This is a genomic window from Natrinema sp. DC36 (genome assembly GCF_020405225.1).
Lineage (GTDB): Archaea > Halobacteriota > Halobacteria > Halobacteriales > Natrialbaceae > Natrinema.
The window spans coordinates 256,607-276,824 of record NZ_CP084473.1 but is presented as its reverse complement, the minus strand read 5'-3'; the positions used below and the strand labels follow the sequence as shown (position 1 = coordinate 276,824).

Sequence of the window (20,218 nt, the reverse complement as noted above, 5' to 3'; positions counted from 1 at the left end):
CCCGACTGATTCGTAAGGCAGAAACGTGTACCCGGAGGAGAGTGACGCAGAGATGACCAAGTTACTTACGGTCCTCGGCGTGACGGTTGTCATCTTTGCTATCGCTTACATGGTGTACGGTCGATTCCTGCATCGATCGTTCGACCTCGACGAGGATCGTACGACGCCTGCACACCGCCATCGGGACGGCATGGAGTACGTGCCATCACCGAAGGCCGTACTATTCGGTCACCACTTCTCTAGTATCGCTGGCGGGGCAGTGATCATCGGTCCGATTACTGCGGCACTCGCTTGGGGGTGGGTCCCCGCAGTACTTTGGATCGTCGTTGGAACGGTCATCTTTGGCGGGCTCAATGACTTTGTGACGCTGGTCGCCAGTATCCGTCATGATGGACGCTCGATTGGCCACATCTTCAACCGCTACGTCGGCGGCGATGGGAAGCGAATGCTGCTGTCGATCGCCGTGGCCGCGAACCTGCTCGTCATCGGCGTCCTCTCGTTCATGACGGCAGTCATCTTCGATGCCTTCCCGAGTGCCGCGACGGCAAGCGTCTTCTACGTTGTACTTGCGGTTCTGTTCGGCGTCTATTGGAAGCGCCTCAATCTGCCGTTTCTGGTGGGATCGATACTGTTTGGCGCGGGCGTCATGGCCGGTGTATTCCTCGGTCTCGATCACCCGCTCGTGCTGGTCTCGGACGGCACGAGACTTCCCATTCCAACGGTGATGAACCCCAACGTCTCTGCGTGGTTCCTCCTTATCCTCGGGTATGCGTGCGTCGCTAGCGTCCTTCCAGTGTGGGTGTTGCTTCAGCCGCGGGATTATCTTTCATCGTTCCTGCTGTACGCCGGCCTTTTTGGGATGCTCCTCGCCGTCGTCATCGGGACCATCTTCGGCACCGCTACAGAGCCATTGACCATGAACCTGCAGCCGTTCACCGGGTTCATGAGTGACGACTTCGGCGGAGTTGGACCGCTCGTTCCGATGCTGTTTCCGACCATTTTCTGTGGCGCAGTGTGTGGACTCCACTCCATGGTCTGTTGTGGGACGACGCCCAAGCAACTCTCCCGTGAAACCGATGCTCAGGCTATTGGGTACGGGACAACGCTCTTCGAGGGGGTCCTTGCCGTTATCGCCGTGGGTGCCATCGCGGTCGTTCCTCAAATCCCAACAGGAACTGGCCTGAAGCTCGCCCTCCCGTCATTCGCCACCGGCGGCGGCATTATTCTAAGTGCTGTCGGCGTCCCGCCAGGCGTCGGCGCAGCCTTCCTGGCGTTGATGCTCTCGGCGTTTGCGCTCACCACTGTCGATACTTCGATCCGTCTTGGACGATACTTCCTCGACGAAATTACTGAATCGACGGACGGACCGACAAGTAGCCTCCTTTCTCGGCCCGTTCCAAGCGCGAGTCTCCAGACCATCGCCGCCTACCTGCTTGTCGCCAGCGGTTCGTGGAATATAGTGTGGCCGCTGTTCGGCGGGTCGGTCCAAATTTTCGCCAGCCTCTCGATGTTCACGCTTGCGGTCTGGCTGGCGTCCAGTGACAGGAACCGAATCCGGGTGGCGATGCTCGCGGGAGCTGCCTTCGTCTTCGCAATGAGCGCCTCGGCATTGGTCTATCTCACGTCCTCGAATGTAGCGCGGCTTCTCGATCCGGCGTGGGTTGAGTCTACGTCACCACTCTCGCTCGTCTCAACCGCCGTGCAAATCCTCACCGTTGTGTCGCTACTCGGACTATCAGCGTTCATCGTCCATGCCGGTCTCCGGAAAATGTGGGGAACGAGAGACGCAGAAGTCGTTGATCCCGCCGATGATTGATCGTTTATCGACAGGGTCGCTATCGCAGTGTACGCTACGAACAGGTTACGCTGTCGCCACCTCATAGGGGACGACCGCCCCGCCAGCATCGCGCCAGGCCTTAATCCCGCCGTCAAGGTTGACGATATCGTAGCCCATCCTCCTGAGGCGGTCCGTCACGAATGCCGAGCGTAACCCAACCGCGCAGTAACAGACATACTGCTTGTCTGGATCGAATGCGAGGTTATGGTAGTTGCTGGTCGGGTCGGCCTTGAACTCGATCATGCCGCGGGGTACGTGTTCCGTGCCCGGAATCAACCCGTCGTCAAGTTCGTTCTCATCTCGTACGTCAACGAACACTACCTCCCCGTCGCCGTGGCGGTTGATTGCTTCCTCGGCGGAGATTTCATCAATGCGCTGGCGGGCCTCAGCAAGCAATTCCTCGGCAGTGATCTCGATCTTAGCCATCAACCTAAGTAGATCCGTTCACCGAATAAGCATTGGCACTCAAACCGATGTTTTAACCAAAGAGAGCGCATTGTCATCTGAGATGCGGCTGATCACTTGTTTCACGAAATCGGGACTGAAACGGGCGATCACTCCGCGGATTCATCTATCGGCTGATTCGAAAGTGTGGGCGGAAATGATCTACACCGCTTAGTCTATTTGGGTATTGAAACAGAATCCCGGCTGAAGGGGTCTCTAGCTGGTTCTCATGGATGAGAACACGAGTTTCAAGTTCCACAATAGTTTCAGTTCAGAGATTGGTAGTTTAGATTTATACCCACCACCAGCTAGCGGTACTACACCTCCCACTCAGTCTTAACGCAAGATGTTCTGCGACACGGTCGAGTTAGCAGAGTGTAAATAACGGGTCTCTCTCTCTCTTCGTACTGACGGCCAATACCTACTGCTTTGGCTACCCTGTAGAGATAGCAGGCTAAAAACGAGGATTGAAAGTTATTCGAGGGAATTTGCCCGGTTCTGCATTACCCTATTACATGTTGGACAATTTCCAGGGTGAGACGTTGAACGTGTGATTTCACCGCACTGTAAACATTCATACGACGATTCTTTTCCAGGATTATCTTGGATGTCAAACATCACCACGTTCTGCGATATGCACGGATATAGTATTTATTGTGCCATAGTATATAATCTCTTAATATGCAACTAGATGGGGGCGGAGTAGTAGGACTCAGGTTGCGACTCCCCACATAATGCGATCCCACGTCCGCTCGTAGATATAGTACGTTCCGGTCTTCACGAGGTTAGCGACGAGACCGATATTTAGCGCGGCATTCACGTCACCGATGACCGACCACGCAACAGTTACTGTAATCAGGAGCATGGCCAGTCGATAACAAATGGTTTTGACGATCGCCCGCTTTTGAACATGAATCGCGGATCGTGAGGTGATAGACCGTATCATAGTAGCTCTTCGCGGAGACCCATTATAAGTAATCAATATAAATAACATACTTGCCAGAATATAACCGGAAGGGGTTTCATACGGACGATCCTCTCGGGACGTGTTACGGTTCGCGGTCAGTATTCGGACAGACAATACGAGAGAAAGATTGTGCCTCCCTTCGGTGTTTGGCACATTGTGCCACACACGACACACTACTCACAGATCGCATACTTGTGGTTGACCCTTCCGCTTAGCGCAACCGCCGCTCGCGGGACGGACGGATCACCGTAGGGAAACAGCCCAGTCTGCCTCGATAGTCGTTCTCCTAGTCCTTTTTGGCGACAGCGACAGAGGTTGGGTTATGCGACTCCATAACAGGGATATCCGTCAGGATGTCCGCGAGCTCGGCGTGTTGCTCGGTAACATCCTCGAGGACCAGACCTCTCGCAAAGCGTTCGAAGCGGTCGAATCGTCTCGTCGGTCCTCGATCGAATACCGATCCGGGGACGGGAAGTCCCGGAAGCCGCTGATCGCGGAGCTCGAAGACCTGTCGTCTCATCACCAGCAGATCGTCGCTCGCGGGTTTACAACCTATTTCGAACTTATCAACCTCGCCGAAGAGCGCGAGCGGGTTCGGACGATCCGAACCGAATCTCACGAAGGAATCCTCGACGATAGCCTCGAGACGGCGGCCGAAGAACTCGGCGAAGCTGATATCGAAACCGTCAGACAGATTCTCAACGACATGCTGATCGAACCGACGTTCACCGCTCACCCGACTGAAGCACGGCGTAAGACGGTCAAATCCAAACTTCGTGAGATTGCAACGTGTCTCGAGACGCTGGACGAACAGTTGCTGACCGACAAGGAAGAGAGGCAGGTCTGGCGCGATATCGACGCCGAGGTGACGAGTCTCTGGCAGACCCCGCAGGTCCGCAACCGCCAGCCCGCGCCCGAAGACGAGGCGCGTAACGTCCAGTGGTACCTTGAGAACACGCTGTTCGACGTCGTCGGCGAGGTCTACGATGAGTTCGCCGAAACGATCAATGAGGAAATCCCCGGAACCCTCGACATTCCGAAGCTCTTCGAGTTCCGCTCGTGGGCGGGTAGCGACCGCGACGGCAACCCGTACGTGACCCCCGAGGTGACCGCGAACACCTTAGAGCGCCAGCGCGAGGTCATCTTGGAGCGCTACCGCGATCAGCTCAAACGCCTCTCGGGCATCCTGAGCCAGGACGGGAGCCGGATCGACGCCGGCTCGGCGTTTCAGGCCTCCCTGGAGCGCGATCGTGAACGGTTGCCGGGTAGCGCACGTACGGCCGAGGAGCGCTACCCCGGCGAGCCCTATCGCCAGAAACTCCAACTTATGCGCGAGCGACTCCGCCGCGTCGGCGACGTCCGACCGGGCGGCTACGACGAGGTCGACGACCTCCTTAAGGACCTCGAGGTTATCGCGACGAGCCTACGCAACAACGGGGCCGAGAGTGTCGTCGAGTCCCACGTCGATCCGATCCGCCGGCAGGTCGCGACCTTTGGCTTTTCGCTCGCGAGTCTCGACCTGCGGGACCACCAGCAAAAACACACCGACGCCATCGCCGAGGCCCTCGAAGCGGAGGGAATCGGCTACCACGGCCTGTCGGAGGACGAGCGCGTCGAGTTCCTGACCGACGCCGTGTTGCAGGACGAACCGGTGATCGATCTCGGGGATACCGAACCGCTCTCGGAAGACTCGGCGCGGGTCCTCGAGTTGTTCGACAGCCTCGCGGCGTGGCAGACCGAGTACGGCGTCGAGGCGATCGACACCTACTGTATCTCGATGACCGAGGAGCCCAGCCACGTCCTCGAGGTGCTGTTCCTAGCCGACCAGGCCGGCGTCGTGTCCCTTCCAGAGCATTCGGGGATCGATATCGTGCCGCTCCTCGAGACCGAGCACGCCCTCTCGGGGGCTCGTCGGATCATGGGGACGCTGTTCGAGAACGAGGCTTACGTACAGGCGCTGGAGGCCCGGGGGTGGACCCAGGAGATCATGCTGGGCTACTCGGACTCGAACAAGGAGAACGGCTTCCTCGCCGCGAACTGGTCGCTGTACAAGAACCAGCGCCGACTGGGGAAGATCTGTGACGATCACGACGTGACGATGCGGCTGTTCCACGGTCGCGGCGGCTCGATTTCCCGGGGCGGCGGCCCGATGAACGAGGCGCTGTTGTCCCTGCCGAACTCGACGGTGACGGGCCAGGTAAAGTTCACTGAGCAGGGTGAGGCCATCGCCGAGAAGTACGGCAACCCGCGCATCGCCGAACGCAACATCGAACAGATGCTCAACGCCCAGCTCCGAGCACGCAAACAGGCGATCGAACAGCCCGAGGAGGAGGACCAGGAGGAGTGGCTCAAGGCCATGGAGATGATGGCCGACGCCGCCCGACGGGAGTACCGCAATCTCCTCGAGAGCGACGGCTTCGTCCAGTATTTCGAGCAGGCGACGCCGATCACGGTCATCGAAGATCTCGATCTGGGCTCACGGCCGGCCTCCCGATCGGGCGAGCGCACCGTTGAGGACCTGCGGGCGATCCCGTGGGTGTTCTCGTGGACCCAGTCGCGGTGTATCCTGCCCGGCTGGTACGCGGTCGCGACGGGCATCGATTCCTACCTAGACGACGGCGGCTCGATGGAGACGCTCCGGACGATGTACGACGAGTGGCCATTCTTCCGGACGTCCCTCGACAACGCGGCGCTCTCGCTGTCGCGGACCGAACTCGAGATTTCCGAGCGCTACGCGGGGTTGGCCGACGAGGAGCTTCGCGAGCGGTTCTTCCCACGCGTGACCGACGAGTACGAGCGGGCGATCGACCTGCTGACCGAGATCGGGCAGCGCGACCATCTTCACACCCGCGATTGGCTCAGTGAGAACTTAGAACTTCGGAATCCGTACGTCGACCCGCTGAATATACTACAGGTACACCTACTCGACCAGACCGATCGGACGGGCATCGAAGAGCGGACGTTACGGCTGACGGTCAAAGGAATCGCTGCTGGGATGAAGAATACGGGATAGGATATCGAACACCCGTCTGTGAGACGAACGACCAGAAAACGAGTCACGTTCTGCGAAACGGTTTGCCGTCTTTACGGTTCATCTTCTACGAGGTGCAGACTCCGGTTGATAATGAGGTTAGCGATCGTATTACTGTCCATAATTTCAGTTCTGGCCTCGTTAGGATCCGTCCCCTCGGAATACCGCTTTACCTCGAACGAATCGAGAGCGTTCCGGTTTTCCGTGACCGGTTCGATAACCTCGATCAGTTCACCATCGACTTTGTTATGGAGCGTATCTCCGGCTTCGAAACCGACAACTGGAACGTCGTCAGGCCAGTCCCACTGAAAGTTCCGAACATATTGATCGAACTGCCAGACCAACTGTTCGATTGCACTCTCCTCAGTGACGGTGTTTTCGGTCGACTGTTCGAGATGACGGTCCCAATAGTCGATAGTGCACTCCTTCAGATCAGCCTGAAGGTTGTCTTCGACGAGTTTCTCTTCGATCGGATAGCCGATCTCGATCGCGATGATCGCATGCTGATCGAGGTGATTGAGACATCGTTGGCATTCCATCTCGAAGATAGAGATATCTACCGGGTTTTCCAGGGTAAGGTGGACAAGTTCCTTCCCGCAGTTCGGGCACCAGAGGAAAAGAACATCGTTGTCCGCACGGTACATCTCACTGAGGACCGTGAGCTCGTCGAAGGCCTTGTCTTCGGGCGGCTGCTGATCTGCGTTCGATGTGCTCTCTTCGGTCTCGATGTCCTTCCCCGCAAATTTAGCTAGTTCTCGGTCCTTCAACAGCGCTTTGATCACCGAGTCGTGCGAAGAGTGAGACTCTTCCTCGAGAATCTCTTCAATCTGTTTTTTCGTCCAATCTCGCACCCTGATTGTTGCCATTGTGTGTGAACTCTTCACCCACCCAAATAACGCTTCCCGTCTATTCACCCAAATCAGTATGTAAAATAAACAGATGAAACAAGACAACGCTAGCAGCAAAGAGAAGACGAATTACCAGTCATCTACACGGCGACATCCGTATAGAATACGCTACGAACTATCCTGGTCGTTCGGGGCGATTCGTCGCCGTACCTCCCTCGGAGATACTCTAATCTGCTCGGCACCGAGGCGCTGTGTGACGAGGTCTATCAGCGCAGTTTCTTTGAGGAGTCGCCGGGCGAGATCCTGATTAACACCCAATTTGGTTTTGACCTCGTAGACCGTGCTCGACTCGTTGACGATCGTTGTGAGTTCACCCACGGTCAAACCCTTGGGAATACCGTGTCCATCGGCCATGAGCGAGTCGTCACCGCTTTCACTGTTCGCCTCGGCGAGGAGTTCGGCCACGGACGTATCGTCTTTCTCGGATGGGTCCTCATCGTCGATGCCGCCTTCAGGAGCATCGTCACGGCTGTTTTCGCCAGTGCCATCCCCGTTAGTACCGGTCGTAGCGTCCGAGTTTTCGGTTCTAATAGATGCTGGTCGTTTCTTCGTCGCCGTTACTGGAACGCCGTCCTCAACCGATCCCGCTGACTTATCTTCGCCGAACGATGCGGTAGTCTCACCCCCAATCGTCTCGGAGGGAGCCGCGTTCGGCTTCCCAGACCCGCTTTCCTCTGCGAGGTCTTTGCTCGACGGATCAGGGGTATTCTGATCGAGGTCGGTATGATTTCGCACCTGTTTGGTATCACTGGGGTCGTGGATATCATATTCAACCATATATCGTCGAACCGTCTCTGAGGTTACATCGACACCCAGCGCCTCGGTCATCTCGGGGAAGGTATCGTACTGTTCGTAAACGTCCCGTAACGCATTTGGATCTTTGTATGCTGGAACAGCGTTCGAGCTAGCTCGTTCCGAGGACATGCCGACGCTGGTCGGTGAAGAACCGTAGCCTCTCTGTGACTCCTCGACCGATAGAGTCACCGAGAGATCGATATTCGCGTAACTGTCCTTGAGGTCGACGTTGTCTCCTCGGATCGAAATTCCATCGTGGAACTCGTCATCGGCGAGGACCGGTACCCCGACAGTCAGGTTCGCGGTTATTTCATCACGTTCCTGGATCGCCTGCTTGCCGATTTCGACGTTCTTGACCTCGGCGTCGGTCGTTTCTAGGTACTCGAGTACCGCAGTTAGTCCCCCAAATGCGTCACTGACTCCCATATGGCAAGGTTCGACACGGCCACATTATTGGGTTTACATACCGGGAATTGTTACCGGTAAATCCGCGAACTCACAGTATAGGGAGGAATGAGCGATAAGAGGGCAGTGTGACGAAGTATAGAGCGGTGGTTCACGTCGGCGAATCCACTGTCGAGGTCAATTGGGCGAGGTGGTCGTTCGATCTAATGGTGTTTCGGACCGGGTCCGTCACCCACGGTCGATCGAGGCGCTGTGGCTCGTGAATCTCTCGCTGCTCGTCGAGATACCGTTCGTAGACCGGAAGTCGTTCAACGACGCGCTTCTCCGCAGTATCCGCCAGTTCTTCGAGTCGCCGCAGTTCCGGCCACGTGTAATTCGGATTGATATGGTCCTGCGTGATCGGAGATACACCGCCGAAATCACCGATACCGCAGTCGAGGAGTTCATCGACCGGGAAGAGGTTCGGTGGTACTTGGAGTTCAATCGCATCCGGCAACCCGTATCTCGCCATCGCTGTCACACGGCGCATGGTTTCGACCGATGGCGACTCGAACTCGGACCGGTCGTTCGGGACCACGTTCTGTACGATCACTTCCTGAATGTGACCGTACCGCTCGTGGAGCGCTTTGATCGCGAGTATACTCTCTGCACGATCGCGCCACGTCTCACTGAGTCCGACGAGAAAAACCGTCGTAAACGGGACGGCGAGTTCACCAGCGGTCTGGATAGTCCGGAGACGCTGTTCCGGGGTCTTCTGTCGTTTACCCGCGTGAGCGTCGACAGTAGCAGTCGTCTCTAACATAACACCCATGCTCGCATTGACCGATGAGAGATATTCCACCTCATCGTGGGTGAGGTCACCGGGATTGCTATGTGGGAGGATGCCCTCCTCCAACGCGACTTCGCAAGCCCGGTGAAGATACTCGTGGATGGATCCGTATCCCCATTCGTCGAGTTGGTGGTGGATCTCGGTATACCGATCGTTCGGTTTATCGCCGAACGTAAACAGGGCTTCCGTGCAGTCGGCCCGGACGCCCTGACGAAGCACTGTTCGGATCTCGTCCATAGACATTATCGATGCTTCGCCCGGAGGATCGAAAAACGTGCAATACGTACAGGTGTACCGGCATGCCGTCGTCAGCGGCAGAAATACGTTTTTCGCGACGGACAACGTCTCTGGCGAGGAGGCGTCATCCGGGGAAACGGAGAGGAGTTCCTCGATCTCGTTTTCTTGGATCCGGATTTCGTCTTCGCCGAACTGAAGCCTCGACCCCGGGTATTCGTTCGCAGTGTCCATCAGCTCTCGCGTCACTGCGCCCGGATAAAACAGTTGTGACGGAACGAACCGCAAAGATGGGAGAAAGAACAGTCACTCAGTCAGTGATGGCCTGCCTGTTCGTCGCGACGGTCCAATTACCGGGGTCGATCTCGCGGCCCTCGAACGCCGTGTACTCCGGATATGCGGTGAACACGAGGTATTCCGTCCGTTCGTGAAGATACTCGACTAGAGTGTGCAGGTTGTCGTCCGCTAGCCCGCCGAGACCGTCGACGAGCAGAAGCGGCACCGCCTCGTCGACGTCGAACGATTCGTAGCCTGCAAGCGCTGCGACGAAGCCGATAAGTTCGAGTTCTCCCTCACTGAGTGCATCGAGACTGGCTTCTCGACCGTCACGAGCGACGACGAGATCGAAGTCGGCGGTGAGACGAGCGGTCTCGAACCCCGTTCCAAACCGGGAGAGGATTTCATCCATCGCTTCGTCGAACGCCTCTCGAGCGCGGTGTTTGATTCTGTCTTTGCGATTCCGGAGTTCTTCGATATCGGACCGAATTTCCGCGCTCTCGGCTTCGAGCATCTCGACTTGTTCGGCCCGGGTTTCGAGCTGGGATAGCTCGTCTTTGACATCGTTCAGTTCGGCTTCCCGATACTTTATTTTGCTTTCGACGTCGGAGATCGCTTCGACGGTCTCGTCGACGGTATCTGAGAGCTCTTCGACCCGTTCCTGAGCGTCTCGGTATCGTTCCTCCGCTTCGTCGAGACTCTGACGTCGATCGGCAAGCGTGTCTTCCAGTTCCGTTATTTCACTTTCCAGATCGCGCTTTCGACGCTCCGCCTGATCGATCTCTTCGCGGCGGGCTTCGAGTTCTTGGACTCTATCGTGATACCGCTCTTTCTGTGCCCGCTGATCCGTGATTTTGTCACCAAGGTGGTCGAGTCGTTCCTCCATTTCCTCGCGCTTGGCCTCGTTCCCGCATGTCCAACAAACCACGTTGTCTTCAGTTAATTCACGTTCGACCTCCGTCAAGAGATCAAGTCGGTTCTCCTTTAGAACCATCTCGTTCGCCGAGTATACCGACTGCAGTACTTCGGTATCCCGTTCGATTTGTTGTAGTTGGTCCCGGGCTGCCGCAAGTTTATCCTCGATATCGTCGTCCGCTGGAATTTCGAGCGACTCGAGTTCGGATCTTCGCTGCTGGAGACGTTCTTCGGTTCGTTCGATGGTCCGTTCTAATCTGTCGATCTGGTTTTCAGCTTGATTCCGTTCCGTCTGTACGTTACTCAACCGTTTCTGGGGAGACGCGTCATCGTTCTCGTCTTCGCCAGTTGCTTCATCAGAGTCGCTGACGGCGATTTCATCGCGCTTTTCGCGTAACTCCTCGATCTCTTTCTCGAGTTGGGTGACCTGTTCCTGTACACCGGGAAGGCGTTTTTTCGCCTCTCTCGCCTGTGAGAGTTCCGACCGTATCTGCTCGCGCTCGCGTTTCAGATCGGTGATCTGCTCATCGATATTCTGGAAATCGAGCGGGCGCATGAGAACGTCCTCTAAGTTCTCGCCCCGGCGAACGGCACTGCGGACCTCGTTTCGCTCGTCGAGACAGGCAAACAGTTCCGTCCGAATAACGTCGTACTCGTTTTCGAGATACGGGGTACCGCTCCGCCGAACGGTTCCGTTCTCGCGGGTGAGCGTAACCGTGATATCGCGGTCGGGTGTCTGTAGCTTCACCCGTCCGCTGTCCTTGCTTTCGGTGAGTTCCGTCGACGTTCCGAGTGCGGTCTTGATAGCCTCGATGAAACTCGATTTCCCCTGCCAGTTCGACCCTCTAACAGCGTTCAACCCCGGCTCAATGGTCGTCCTTCCGTCGAGTATTCCTGCGATGTTTTCGATTTCGATATTCCAGGTCATGATCAGTGTGAGGCGGCGGGTGTTTGGTCGTGCGTTTCACAGACGTAGCCCTGCTTGACCGCTACTTCGAGCGGGATACGAGTCGGACAGGACTCGCAACTCAGCTGGATCTGGACCTCGATGGACGATGATTCGACGCCGTCGATCTGACCTTTCGTCTCCAGTGACGACAGTGCTCGTTCGGCTTTCTCCCTGGCGACCTCACGAGCTACCTCGATGCTCTCGCGTTCCCACTCAGTCTCGGCAGTTTGCGGTGCTTTATCCCCGTTGAGGCATTCCTGAAGATGGTTTCTCATCGTCCCATACGACACCATGTCCTCGAGAACCCGTTCGGCGTCGATTCCGTCTGCCGATAGGCTCTCGATCATCTCCTCTCGGACGAGTTCGTCGTCGCTGCGTAGCGCCTCGTAATCGCTATCGACACGAGCGCCCAGCGAATCGCGGCCGTGCTCGTCGTACACCCGTTTGAGGAGGCGTTTGTTGAACCACTCCGTGAGCGATCGGTACCCCATCGGTGTCCGGTCGTCGGACCCTTTCCACCGAGCGAGGAGCCCCCTGTCGATCGATTCGTACACCGGATCGGCGGATTCCAAACCGTACCGTTTTACGGCTGCATCCACCTTGCAACCAAGATCAGTTGGCATTACTCATTCTTACTTGCGCATCAGTGATAAATCTTGACGAAGCGTGTACGTTTCGTCTCTCTCCTTCGTTTGGATGCCCGATCGGTGCGTGTTGTATTTAACAGACTTAGCCTGTTAAGACTGTGGGCGGATAAGAGGCAAACAGATGGTTAACAAGCTAAGCCTGTTAACTATAGTTCGTTCCCTGATCTTTCGCTGACAGTGCGGAAGTACGCCGCTGGCTGACAGTCGGTCCCGTCAGTTCAGAGGCGATTCCAGAGTTCGGCGCTCGCCTCACCGACGGACTCCAGTTCCGCGTCGTCGACACCGCGGACGCCCTGATCCGGACTGTACGCGGTCTTCCCGTCGATTACGGTCCGCGTCACGTCGGCCCTGCTTGCGGCACTGACGACGTAGTAGGGCGCGCTCTCGGGGAGTACGGGGTTCGGACCGAGGTCGAGCGTAACGAAGTCACCGCGTTTCCCGACTTCGATGCTGCCGATCCGGTCTTCCATTCCGAGGACTCCCGCGCTACCGATAGTCGCCCATTCGAGGGCCTTCGCCATGTCAAAGCCGCTCGGATCGTTCTGTTTCAGTTTGTGAATGCCAACGGCCGACCGCATTGTTTCGAACATATCGGGGTCCCAGCCATCGTCGCCGATGCCGATCGTCATGTCGAGTTCTTCCATCGTCTCGATGTCGGCGATGCCGACCGCGTTGTTGATATTGGAGTACGGGTTGTGCGCGACCTTCACATCGTTTTCGGCGAGGATCTCGAGTTCACGTTCCGTGGAGTGGACGCAGTGGGCAGCGATGACGTCTGCCTCGAAAAACCCCATCGAATCGAGCGCGGGAACGGGTCGTTCCCCGTACTTCTTGATCGACTCGTGGACGTCGACCAGTCCCTCCTCCAAGTGGATCTGGATCGGCCGATCGTCCTGGACCGCACGCTCGACACACTCGTCGACGACGTCCTTCGTGTTCGTAAACAGGGTGTGGAGGCAGTAGTGGCCGGTGATATCGTCGTACTCCTCCTCTGCCTCGTGGATGTACCGCTGGTTCTCGTCAATCCCCTCGAGGGCCTCCGCTTCGGAGTTACGTGCAGTCGTCTCGAACGAAATCATGCCGCGGATCGGCGTCTGGGAGACGCCGTCGGCGACGGCGTCCAGTGCGCCGGGAAGTGTGTTCGGTCCGGAATAGTTGTCACAGAACGCCGTGACGCCGCTCTCCACCATCTCGGCGGCCGATCCGAGGGCGGAGAACCGGGCGTCACGCGTCGTGAACGCTTCGTCGACTTCCCACCAGATGTCGACGAGCGCTTCGTAGAAACTCTCCGGGGACGCGGTCAGCGGCGCGCCGCGAATCGGAAGCGCGTACATGTGCGTGTGGCAGTTCACGAGGCCGGGAATAACGACCTCGTCGCGAGCGTCGATCGTCTCCTCGGCGGATTCGTATCCGTCGGCGATGTCGACGATTTCGCCGTCCTCAACGACGACGTGGACCTCCTCTCTGACCTCGCGCTCATCGTTCATCGTGATGAGCGTGCCTGCGTTCAGTATCACACCATGGCAAATACTGTCGTTCTACAAAAAGGTACCTCTGATCGACTTCGTCGACGGTTCCCATATCGCAACACATCGCTGCCACAAACGTGTTCTCGGTGTGGACGCGTTGGCCGAGGCGTCACACTCCGGAAAGTGACAAGGTAACGATTGGTTCGCCAACTGTTTTGGTCGTTCGCGATACGATTGTCGTTCATGATTGATCGTCTCATCGAAGACGCGCGTATCGTCAGTGCGACCGGCGTTCGAGCGGGATCTATCGCCATCGACGACGGCCAGATACGGGCGATCGGCCCGAACGTCGCGAGCGAATACGGTGACGCGACAGACGTGATCGACGCTGCGGGGAAGATCGCTATTCCGGGTGTCGTGGATGTCCACAATCATCTGCACGATCCGAACCTCTTTCCGGATGGTATCGATTTCGCGTCACAGACGGCGAGTGCCGCGGCCGGCGGAGTGACGACCGTCGTCGAGCTCCCGACGCAGAGCCCGATCACGTCGCCGGACGCGTTCCGGAAGAAGAGAGACGAATGTGCCGACCTCGCACACATTGACTTCGGACTAGTCGCGGGAAACGTCGAAGAAGCGGATATCAACGTCGAGGGGATCATGGCGGAGGGCACGCGCGATTTCAAGACGTTCACGGCCGAGCCATACCTCGCTTCCGACGAGATGATCGTGTCCCTGATGGAGGCCGTCGGAAACGCCGGCGGGAAAGTCCGCGTTCACTGCGAAACGCAGGGACTCCTCGACCACGCTCGAGCGTCGATAGACGAAACCACGCCGGACGTGTACATGGAGTCCCGCCCGCTCGAAGCGGAACTCGACGCCATCAATCGAATGGGGTGGTTCGCCGAATACGCCGAGTGTCCCCTTCACGTCGTCCACGTCTCTAGCGGAAGCGGGGCACGCGAAGGCGGACGATTCAAATCGCGGTCGAACGTTCCGGTGACCCTTGAGACCTGTCCGCATTACCTCGCGTTCTCGGCGGAAGACGTCGAGGAGAAGGGACCGTTCCTGAAGGTTAATCCGAGCCTCAAATCGCCCGCAGAGGTCGATCGACTCTGGGACGCCGTCCGCGACGGAACGATCGATCTCATCGCCAGCGAACACTTCCCGACGTACCGGGAAGACCGAGAGCGCGGCTGGGAGAATATTTGGGAGCCGTACGCCGGACTGCCCAGCATCGAAACGATGCTCGAGTTCCTTGTCAGTGCCGGCGTTCACGAGGACCGACTCTCCTGGACACGGCTTCACGAGCTTATCTGTTCGCGGCCAGCACGCGAGGCTGGTATCTACCCGCGGAAAGGATCGCTCCAGGAGGGGACCGACGCGGACATCGTTCTCGTTCGCGAAGACCAGTTTACGGTTTCGGCCGATGATCTTCAGTACGTCGGCGGCTGGACGCCGTACGAAGGTCGCGAGTGGAGCGCACGTGTCGACACGGTCATTGCGAACGGCGACGTTATCGCCAGCGATCACGAGGTCCAGTCTTCGCCCGGCCGGGGCGAGTTCCTCTCGCGGCCGTAGCCTACCGCTGAAACGGACGTGGATCCCCACTGAGTGTCGAACCAAAACGAGAAGGGGACGGCAACGGCGCAGGCAGGTATAACGTGACGCGGTACGTCAGTCTGCGCTGGTCTGTTGCGTAGCTTGCAGTTCCTGTTCGTCGTCGAGATGACGGAGCAGGTCCTCGTGGACCGGTCCGTTCGATCCGACGAGTTCGTTTCGCGTCTCGTGTGCCGCGATCGGGTCATACTGCTCGCCGTCCGCGTTCGTGAGCGTGGCGCCGGCCTCGCGGGCGATAACTACCCCAGCAGCGACGTCCCACGGATACGTATCGAACTCCCACACCGCGTCGGCGCTTCCGGCCGCCAGGAAGCAAAGGTTCAGCGCAGCCGAACCGATACTTCGAACACCGCGAGTTTCCTGATAGCAGTGCGAGAGGAATGCTCCGTTCGGATCGTAACCGGAGAGGAGCATACACTCGTCCAGCGACGTTCGATCGGTCGTCGAAATCGGAAGGCCGTCCAGCGTCGCTCCTTCACCTTCGATCGCAGTGAACATTTCGTCCGTTTCCGGCGCGTAGACGACGCCCATTACGGGTTCCTCGTCCTCAAGAAGCGCGATGGAGATCGAGTAGTTGGGGTTGCCATGTGCGAAGTTCCCCGTACCGTCGAGCGGATCGATCAGCCAGGTGTACTCGCTCGTCCCGACTTGCTCACCGCTCTCCTCCGATCGGATCCCGTGAGTGGGGAACTCGTTCTCGATGACGGTCGTGATGATGTTGTCCGCCTTGTAGTCGGCCTCGGTGACGATGTCCGATTTATCGGACTTGTACTCGACGGACTCCGTCTGTCCGTGGAGTTCTCTGAGCGCCTCACCGGCCGCCTTCGAAGCGTCCTCCGCTACCTGCTCGGCCCGGGGGACGACGTCTTCCGCTTCGGTGGTCGAGACTACTCGGTCGGTATCACCTTGATCGTGTCTGTCTTCACGAACGCTCCAGCCGAGTTTCTCGGAGATGGACGTGAAGAAGTCGTCGTCGTAACTCGTGTTAACGACAAGTGCCGACGTGTCGGCTCCACTGATAGTGATCGTATCGTCCTCCTCGAGACGGGTCTGCGCGCGTCCACCGTCTACGAGGAGGTTTGCGGACCCCTCTGAGACGACTTCGATGGTGGTGTCGGCATCGACGATGAGCGGACGGATACCCATCCGATGGGTGTGCAGCGGCACGATCTGTAACGACGAGTTGTTCATCGGGTAGTGGACGGGGCCGCCAGCCGACAGTGAGACGCCGGTCGAACCGGTCGGCGTCGATACTGCGAGTCCGCTCCCTTCGTACTCACCGACGAACTCGCCGTCCGCGAATACCTCCAGCTCGGTGATCTTCCTGTCGACGGGATTCTCCGGCAGCTCGTGTTCGATCATGACGTCGTTGATACCGGTACAGTCGACTCCGTTGCCCTCGACGTGTAACTGCTGCCGGCGGTCGACCGTCGCACCACCTCGCAGGGTTTCGTCGAGGGCGTCCGTGAGGTCGTCCGGGGAGATGCTCGCGAGGAACGCGAGGGTCCCGGCGTTGATCCCGAGGATCGGAACCTGTCTCGGACTGAACTGCCGGACGCCTTCGAGGTACGTCCCGTCACCGCCGAGAGTGACACCCAAGTACTCGCGTTCCGGGGTGTACACCTCATCGATGTCGTCACCCACCTCGACCGCGTGGACGGGTATCTCGTGATCGTCCGCCCACGTTTCGAGCGTCGATAATTCTTCTTCACTATCCGGACTGACGAGCGCGATGATCTCCTCTATTGTCGCTAAGCGTCTTCCGTACATGGTTGTAACTCACTGCTAGCTCTCCGTGCGCTATCATCGGCGACCGTGCCGACGGTAGTGGACTATGCTAGCGTCCAGCGAACCATCGAGCGATTACTGTATAAAAGCACTGTCGCCACGACGAGTGTGGCATGAGTGTGCCGCCAGTGTGGCACGTCCGTCCGATGTGTGGCGTACAACGCAGTAGCCGTATGACACATATGATACGAAGATTGCAACGAGGACTTACTCGACGAGCGGTGTTCCGTCGGCGGCAGGTCCGAGACGGGGGCCGATTCGATCCGACTCGACGTCGATGCGACGGCGCTGTTCGTAGTCTGACGAGCGTTCGACCGGCGGCCGTCCGATCGCTGAAAGCATGTCACAGTACTCTTCGAACGAACGGAACTGGCCGTAACTGCCACCCGCGCGCTTGGTGATCTCTTCGGAAAGGATCGTCCCCATGAAATCGTTCGCTCCGCAGTTGAGCATCTTCAACCCCTGGGCGTCGCCGTATTTCACCCACGACGATTGAATGTTCTCGATGTTGTCGAGAAACAGGCGCGAGACGGCGATCATGAGTTCGTCTTCGTCGGTGCTGGCACCTGACTCGACGACGCCGTGTTCGGCAAGTGGAGTCTGTTCATGCACGAACGACAACGGAACGAATTCGGTGATGTTCTCCGTCCTGTCCTGCAGGTCTCGAATGACATCGAGATGCTGGACGCGATGCATCTCGTTTTCGACGTGGCCGTACATGATCGTGGCCGTCATCGGCAGACCGACGGCAGCAGCTGCTTCCATCGCTGCGACCCACTCGTCGGTTCCGATCTTCCCGGGGCAAATTACCTCACGGACTTCGTCCACGAGGATCTCCGCGGCAGTCCCGGGGACAGAGTTCAGGCCGGCATCACGGAGACGACGATACACCTCCTCGTACTCCCAGTCGGTGCCGCGCCGGGCGTGATAGGCCTCCTCCGGAGTCATCGAATGGACGTGGACGCCGTCGACGCTCATCGCCTTCATCTGGTCGCAGTACGTCCCGGGATCGACGGTGTACGCGGCAGGGGCCTTGTAATTGAGGTCGTTACGATCGCACGCTTCCAGTCGTTCCCGGTGTTCATCGTCGAGCGCGAACGCCGGATGAAGACCGCTCACGGAACAGACTTCGTAGATACCTCGCTCGACGGCGTCTCGCACTATCTCGCGAGATTCTTCCGGCGTCTTCGTGAAACCCCCGTGATCTTCGGAGTATTCCGTTTCGAATTTGCTGGCGGTATCCTTGAAGTTACAGAATTGGCACCCCGTGTTACACGCCGTCGTCACGTTGTTATTGAGATTAGCGACGAACGTCACCTCCTCACCGACCACCTCCGCACGTCGGTAGTCGGCGATCCGGAGTACTTCCTCCTTGCGCCTCTGGTCGATTTCGGGACTTTTCGTCCCCGTGGTAAGCAGCTCGACACCGTCATCGACGGTTAATCGCTCTCCGTTACGGGCCTTTTCGAGCGCGTTCTCGAACGATTGCGTCGTGTCTGGACGGTGGCTGTATTCCATTCGACCGGCGGGTCCAGTGACCCCCAATCGAAACGCGTCTGACATGAAACGAAGACATACAGCCGTGACGATAAATGTGTCCCTCTCTGTTTTCTGAACGACTCTTCGGGACATTTGTGACGGATTTGGATATCGTGTGCCGGTCAGTGACAGAGATTGTTCTGCCGTATCTCGAAAATACGGCTCACTGACAGCGGCAACCGTTTTGAATGGTGTGCGGTGTCTTTTAGTAGGTGCCTTGCTTGATATCTCGTATGGCAATGAACCATGTCACTACGTTAGAGTGTACGATTTGTGAGAGGGACTACGACCCTGACCAGATTATTTACACCTGTCCGGAGCACGAGGGCGTCAAAGGCATTCTCGAGGTCAAGTACGATTACGACGTCATCGACGACAACTTCGACGCCGACCTCGACGGAAACATTCAGAGCCAGTGGAAGTACGAAGCGTTTCTACCGGTCGACGACGATGCAGAAGTCGTGACCCTCAACGAAGGCGGGACGGACCTGTTCGACGCTCCGAATCTGAGCGAGGAGCTCGGTGTCGAGACGCTCGTCAAGGACGACGGGCGCAATCCAACCGGCTGTTTCAAGGACCGCGCCAGTTCCATCGCGGTGACGAAGGCCAAACACGCCGGCCGTGATATCATCACGTGTGCGTCAACTGGGAACGCGGCGGCTTCGCTGTCCGGGTACGCGGCGCGTGGCGGTCTGGACTGTCGCATCTTCGTTCCCGGGGCCGCACCCGCCGGCAAGCTCGCTCAGCCGCTCGTATACGGTGCCGACGTCCTCGCCGTCAACGGGTCCTACGACGAAGCGTACGATCTGAGCGTCGAGGTTACGGACGAGTACGGTTGGTACAACCGCAATGCGGCGATCAACCCCTTCCAGGTGGAAGGGAAACGAACCGTCGGTCACGAGCTCGCGGAACAGTCGGTGGTCCGCGGGGAGGTGCCCGACTGGGTGGTCTTTTCGATGGGTGACGGCTGTACGATCGCCGGCGCCTGGAAGGGATTCAAGGAATTTTACGACCTCGGCTACGTCGACGACTACCCGAAGATGCTCGGCGTGCAAGCGGAAGGCGCCTCGGCGATTCACGATACGTTCCAGGGCCACGAGGATATCGACGATATTGCCGACACCATCGCCGACAGCATCGCCGTCGGCCGGCCGCGCAACACGATCAAGGCCTGCCGCGCTCCCCAAGAGAGCGGCGGAGACACCGTGTTGGTCTCCGACGAGGATATTCTCGAGGCCGAGAAGCTCCTTGGGAGCACGGAGGGGATTTACGCTGAACCTGCAGGAGCGACGCCGGTCGCCGGCGTTCAGGAGGCGCTGGAGCAGGGAATCATCGAGCGGGACGAAACCGTCGTCGTCGTCTCGACCGGCTTCGGCCTGAAAGATACCGAGAGCGCGAAGAAAGCGACGGGCGACGTCAACCGGATCGAGCCCGAACTCTCCGAAGTGGAAGCGCTGTTCGGAGACGCCCAGGCCGCCGCTGCCGACGACTGATCGTCGCCGAAGCGGCTGTTGAACGTCGGTCTCGATCCGAGATACTACTCTCGAACTGAAAATGCAAACGCG

The 20,218-nt window shown here is 58.1% G+C and carries 15 protein-coding genes; 4 read left to right on the top strand and 11 right to left on the bottom strand.

The features are described from left to right. The first annotated feature begins 52 nt into the window (after positions 1-52). On the top strand, positions 53-1,816 hold the full coding sequence (locus LDH74_RS22395) for a carbon starvation CstA family protein (RefSeq protein ID WP_226042681.1): 1,764 nt from the start codon (positions 53-55) through the stop codon (positions 1,814-1,816). Between the two features lie 45 nt (positions 1,817-1,861). Here the strand turns inward: LDH74_RS22395 and LDH74_RS22390 are convergent, their stop codons facing one another. From LDH74_RS22390 to LDH74_RS22380, 3 genes are all read right to left on the bottom strand, one after another. Further along, complete coding sequence (locus tag LDH74_RS22390; protein ID WP_226042680.1) at positions 1,862-2,263, bottom strand: rhodanese-like domain-containing protein; 402 nt, start codon at positions 2,261-2,263, stop codon at positions 1,862-1,864. Between the two features lie 492 nt (positions 2,264-2,755). Beyond that, positions 2,756-2,899, bottom strand: coding sequence for a rubrerythrin-like domain-containing protein (locus tag LDH74_RS22385; RefSeq protein ID WP_226042679.1), 144 nt, complete (start codon positions 2,897-2,899; stop codon positions 2,756-2,758). A gap of 94 nt (positions 2,900-2,993) precedes the next feature. Then, positions 2,994-3,227 (bottom strand): DUF2061 domain-containing protein, encoded by a 234-nt coding sequence (locus tag LDH74_RS22380; protein ID WP_226042678.1) that lies wholly within the window; start codon positions 3,225-3,227, stop codon positions 2,994-2,996. A gap of 343 nt (positions 3,228-3,570) precedes the next feature. On the opposite strand from LDH74_RS22380, the gene ppc reads away from it, so the two are divergent. After that, complete coding sequence (gene ppc / locus LDH74_RS22375; RefSeq protein WP_226042677.1) at positions 3,571-6,261, top strand: phosphoenolpyruvate carboxylase; 2,691 nt, start codon at positions 3,571-3,573, stop codon at positions 6,259-6,261. 71 nt (positions 6,262-6,332) lie between these two features. Here ppc and LDH74_RS22370 read toward each other — a convergent pair whose 3' ends face one another. The 6 genes from LDH74_RS22370 to LDH74_RS22345 all read right to left on the bottom strand — a co-directional run bounded on the left by LDH74_RS22370 (position 6,333) and on the right by LDH74_RS22345 (position 13,754). Further along, entirely contained in the window at positions 6,333-7,145 is an 813-nt protein-coding gene (locus tag LDH74_RS22370; protein ID WP_226042676.1) for a hypothetical protein, read from the bottom strand. A 150-nt stretch (positions 7,146-7,295) separates the two neighbouring features. Further along, complete coding sequence (locus tag LDH74_RS22365; RefSeq protein ID WP_226042675.1) at positions 7,296-8,408, bottom strand: hypothetical protein; 1,113 nt, start codon at positions 8,406-8,408, stop codon at positions 7,296-7,298. Between the two features lie 130 nt (positions 8,409-8,538). After that, positions 8,539-9,684 (bottom strand): 7,8-didemethyl-8-hydroxy-5-deazariboflavin synthase subunit CofG, encoded by a 1,146-nt coding sequence (gene cofG / locus LDH74_RS22360; protein ID WP_226042674.1) that lies wholly within the window; start codon positions 9,682-9,684, stop codon positions 8,539-8,541. A 76-nt stretch (positions 9,685-9,760) separates the two neighbouring features. Continuing rightward, positions 9,761-11,569, bottom strand: a complete 1,809-nt coding sequence (locus LDH74_RS22355; protein ID WP_226042673.1) for an archaea-specific SMC-related protein — start codon at positions 11,567-11,569, stop codon at positions 9,761-9,763. Between the two features lie 2 nt (positions 11,570-11,571). Beyond that, positions 11,572-12,213 carry a rod-determining factor RdfA gene (gene rdfA / locus LDH74_RS22350; RefSeq protein WP_226042672.1) on the bottom strand — a complete coding sequence of 214 codons (642 nt, stop codon included), beginning with the start codon at positions 12,211-12,213 and terminating at the stop codon, positions 11,572-11,574. Positions 12,214-12,455: 242 nt separating this feature from the next. Beyond that, entirely contained in the window at positions 12,456-13,754 is a 1,299-nt protein-coding gene (locus LDH74_RS22345) for an amidohydrolase family protein (protein WP_226042671.1), read from the bottom strand. Positions 13,755-13,949: 195 nt separating this feature from the next. Here LDH74_RS22345 and LDH74_RS22340 point away from each other — a divergent pair, with 195 nt between their 5' ends. Next, positions 13,950-15,287 carry an amidohydrolase family protein gene (locus tag LDH74_RS22340; RefSeq protein ID WP_226042670.1) on the top strand — a complete coding sequence of 446 codons (1,338 nt, stop codon included), beginning with the start codon at positions 13,950-13,952 and terminating at the stop codon, positions 15,285-15,287. A gap of 96 nt (positions 15,288-15,383) precedes the next feature. Here LDH74_RS22340 and LDH74_RS22335 read toward each other — a convergent pair whose 3' ends face one another. Both LDH74_RS22335 and cofH read right to left on the bottom strand, forming a co-directional pair. After that, on the bottom strand, positions 15,384-17,096 hold the full coding sequence (locus LDH74_RS22335) for an inositol monophosphatase family protein (protein ID WP_226042669.1): 1,713 nt from the start codon (positions 17,094-17,096) through the stop codon (positions 15,384-15,386). A gap of 225 nt (positions 17,097-17,321) precedes the next feature. Beyond that, positions 17,322-18,677 carry a 7,8-didemethyl-8-hydroxy-5-deazariboflavin synthase subunit CofH gene (gene cofH, locus LDH74_RS22330; protein ID WP_226042668.1) on the bottom strand — a complete coding sequence of 452 codons (1,356 nt, stop codon included), beginning with the start codon at positions 18,675-18,677 and terminating at the stop codon, positions 17,322-17,324. Positions 18,678-18,886: 209 nt separating this feature from the next. Between cofH and thrC the strand changes: the two genes are divergently transcribed. Further along, the gene (thrC, locus tag LDH74_RS22325) at positions 18,887-20,146 is read left to right on the top strand and encodes a threonine synthase (RefSeq protein ID WP_226042667.1); all 1,260 of its coding nucleotides are present in this window, start codon (positions 18,887-18,889) and stop codon (positions 20,144-20,146) included. Positions 20,147-20,218 lie beyond the last annotated feature (72 nt).

What these genes read in the sequence shown, in the direction of transcription:
- LDH74_RS22370 (WP_226042676.1), bottom strand. Translation starts at nt 7,145, where the DNA reads ATGGCAACAATCAGGGTGCGAGATTGGACGAAAAAACAGATTGAAGAG.
- LDH74_RS22390 (WP_226042680.1), bottom strand. Translation starts at nt 2,263, where the DNA reads ATGGCTAAGATCGAGATCACTGCCGAGGAATTGCTTGCTGAGGCCCGC.
- thrC (WP_226042667.1), top strand. Translation starts at nt 18,887, where the DNA reads ATGGCAATGAACCATGTCACTACGTTAGAGTGTACGATTTGTGAGAGG.
- cofG (WP_226042674.1), bottom strand. Translation starts at nt 9,684, where the DNA reads ATGGACACTGCGAACGAATACCCGGGGTCGAGGCTTCAGTTCGGCGAA.
- ppc (WP_226042677.1), top strand. Translation starts at nt 3,571, where the DNA reads ATGCGACTCCATAACAGGGATATCCGTCAGGATGTCCGCGAGCTCGGC.
- LDH74_RS22395 (WP_226042681.1), top strand. Translation starts at nt 53, where the DNA reads ATGACCAAGTTACTTACGGTCCTCGGCGTGACGGTTGTCATCTTTGCT.
- LDH74_RS22380 (WP_226042678.1), bottom strand. Translation starts at nt 3,227, where the DNA reads ATGATACGGTCTATCACCTCACGATCCGCGATTCATGTTCAAAAGCGG.
- rdfA (WP_226042672.1), bottom strand. Translation starts at nt 12,213, where the DNA reads ATGCCAACTGATCTTGGTTGCAAGGTGGATGCAGCCGTAAAACGGTAC.
- LDH74_RS22335 (WP_226042669.1), bottom strand. Translation starts at nt 17,096, where the DNA reads ATGTACGGAAGACGCTTAGCGACAATAGAGGAGATCATCGCGCTCGTC.
- LDH74_RS22385 (WP_226042679.1), bottom strand. Translation starts at nt 2,899, where the DNA reads ATGTTTGACATCCAAGATAATCCTGGAAAAGAATCGTCGTATGAATGT.
- cofH (WP_226042668.1), bottom strand. Translation starts at nt 18,677, where the DNA reads ATGTCAGACGCGTTTCGATTGGGGGTCACTGGACCCGCCGGTCGAATG.
- LDH74_RS22365 (WP_226042675.1), bottom strand. Translation starts at nt 8,408, where the DNA reads ATGGGAGTCAGTGACGCATTTGGGGGACTAACTGCGGTACTCGAGTAC.
- LDH74_RS22340 (WP_226042670.1), top strand. Translation starts at nt 13,950, where the DNA reads ATGATTGATCGTCTCATCGAAGACGCGCGTATCGTCAGTGCGACCGGC.
- LDH74_RS22355 (WP_226042673.1), bottom strand. Translation starts at nt 11,569, where the DNA reads ATGACCTGGAATATCGAAATCGAAAACATCGCAGGAATACTCGACGGA.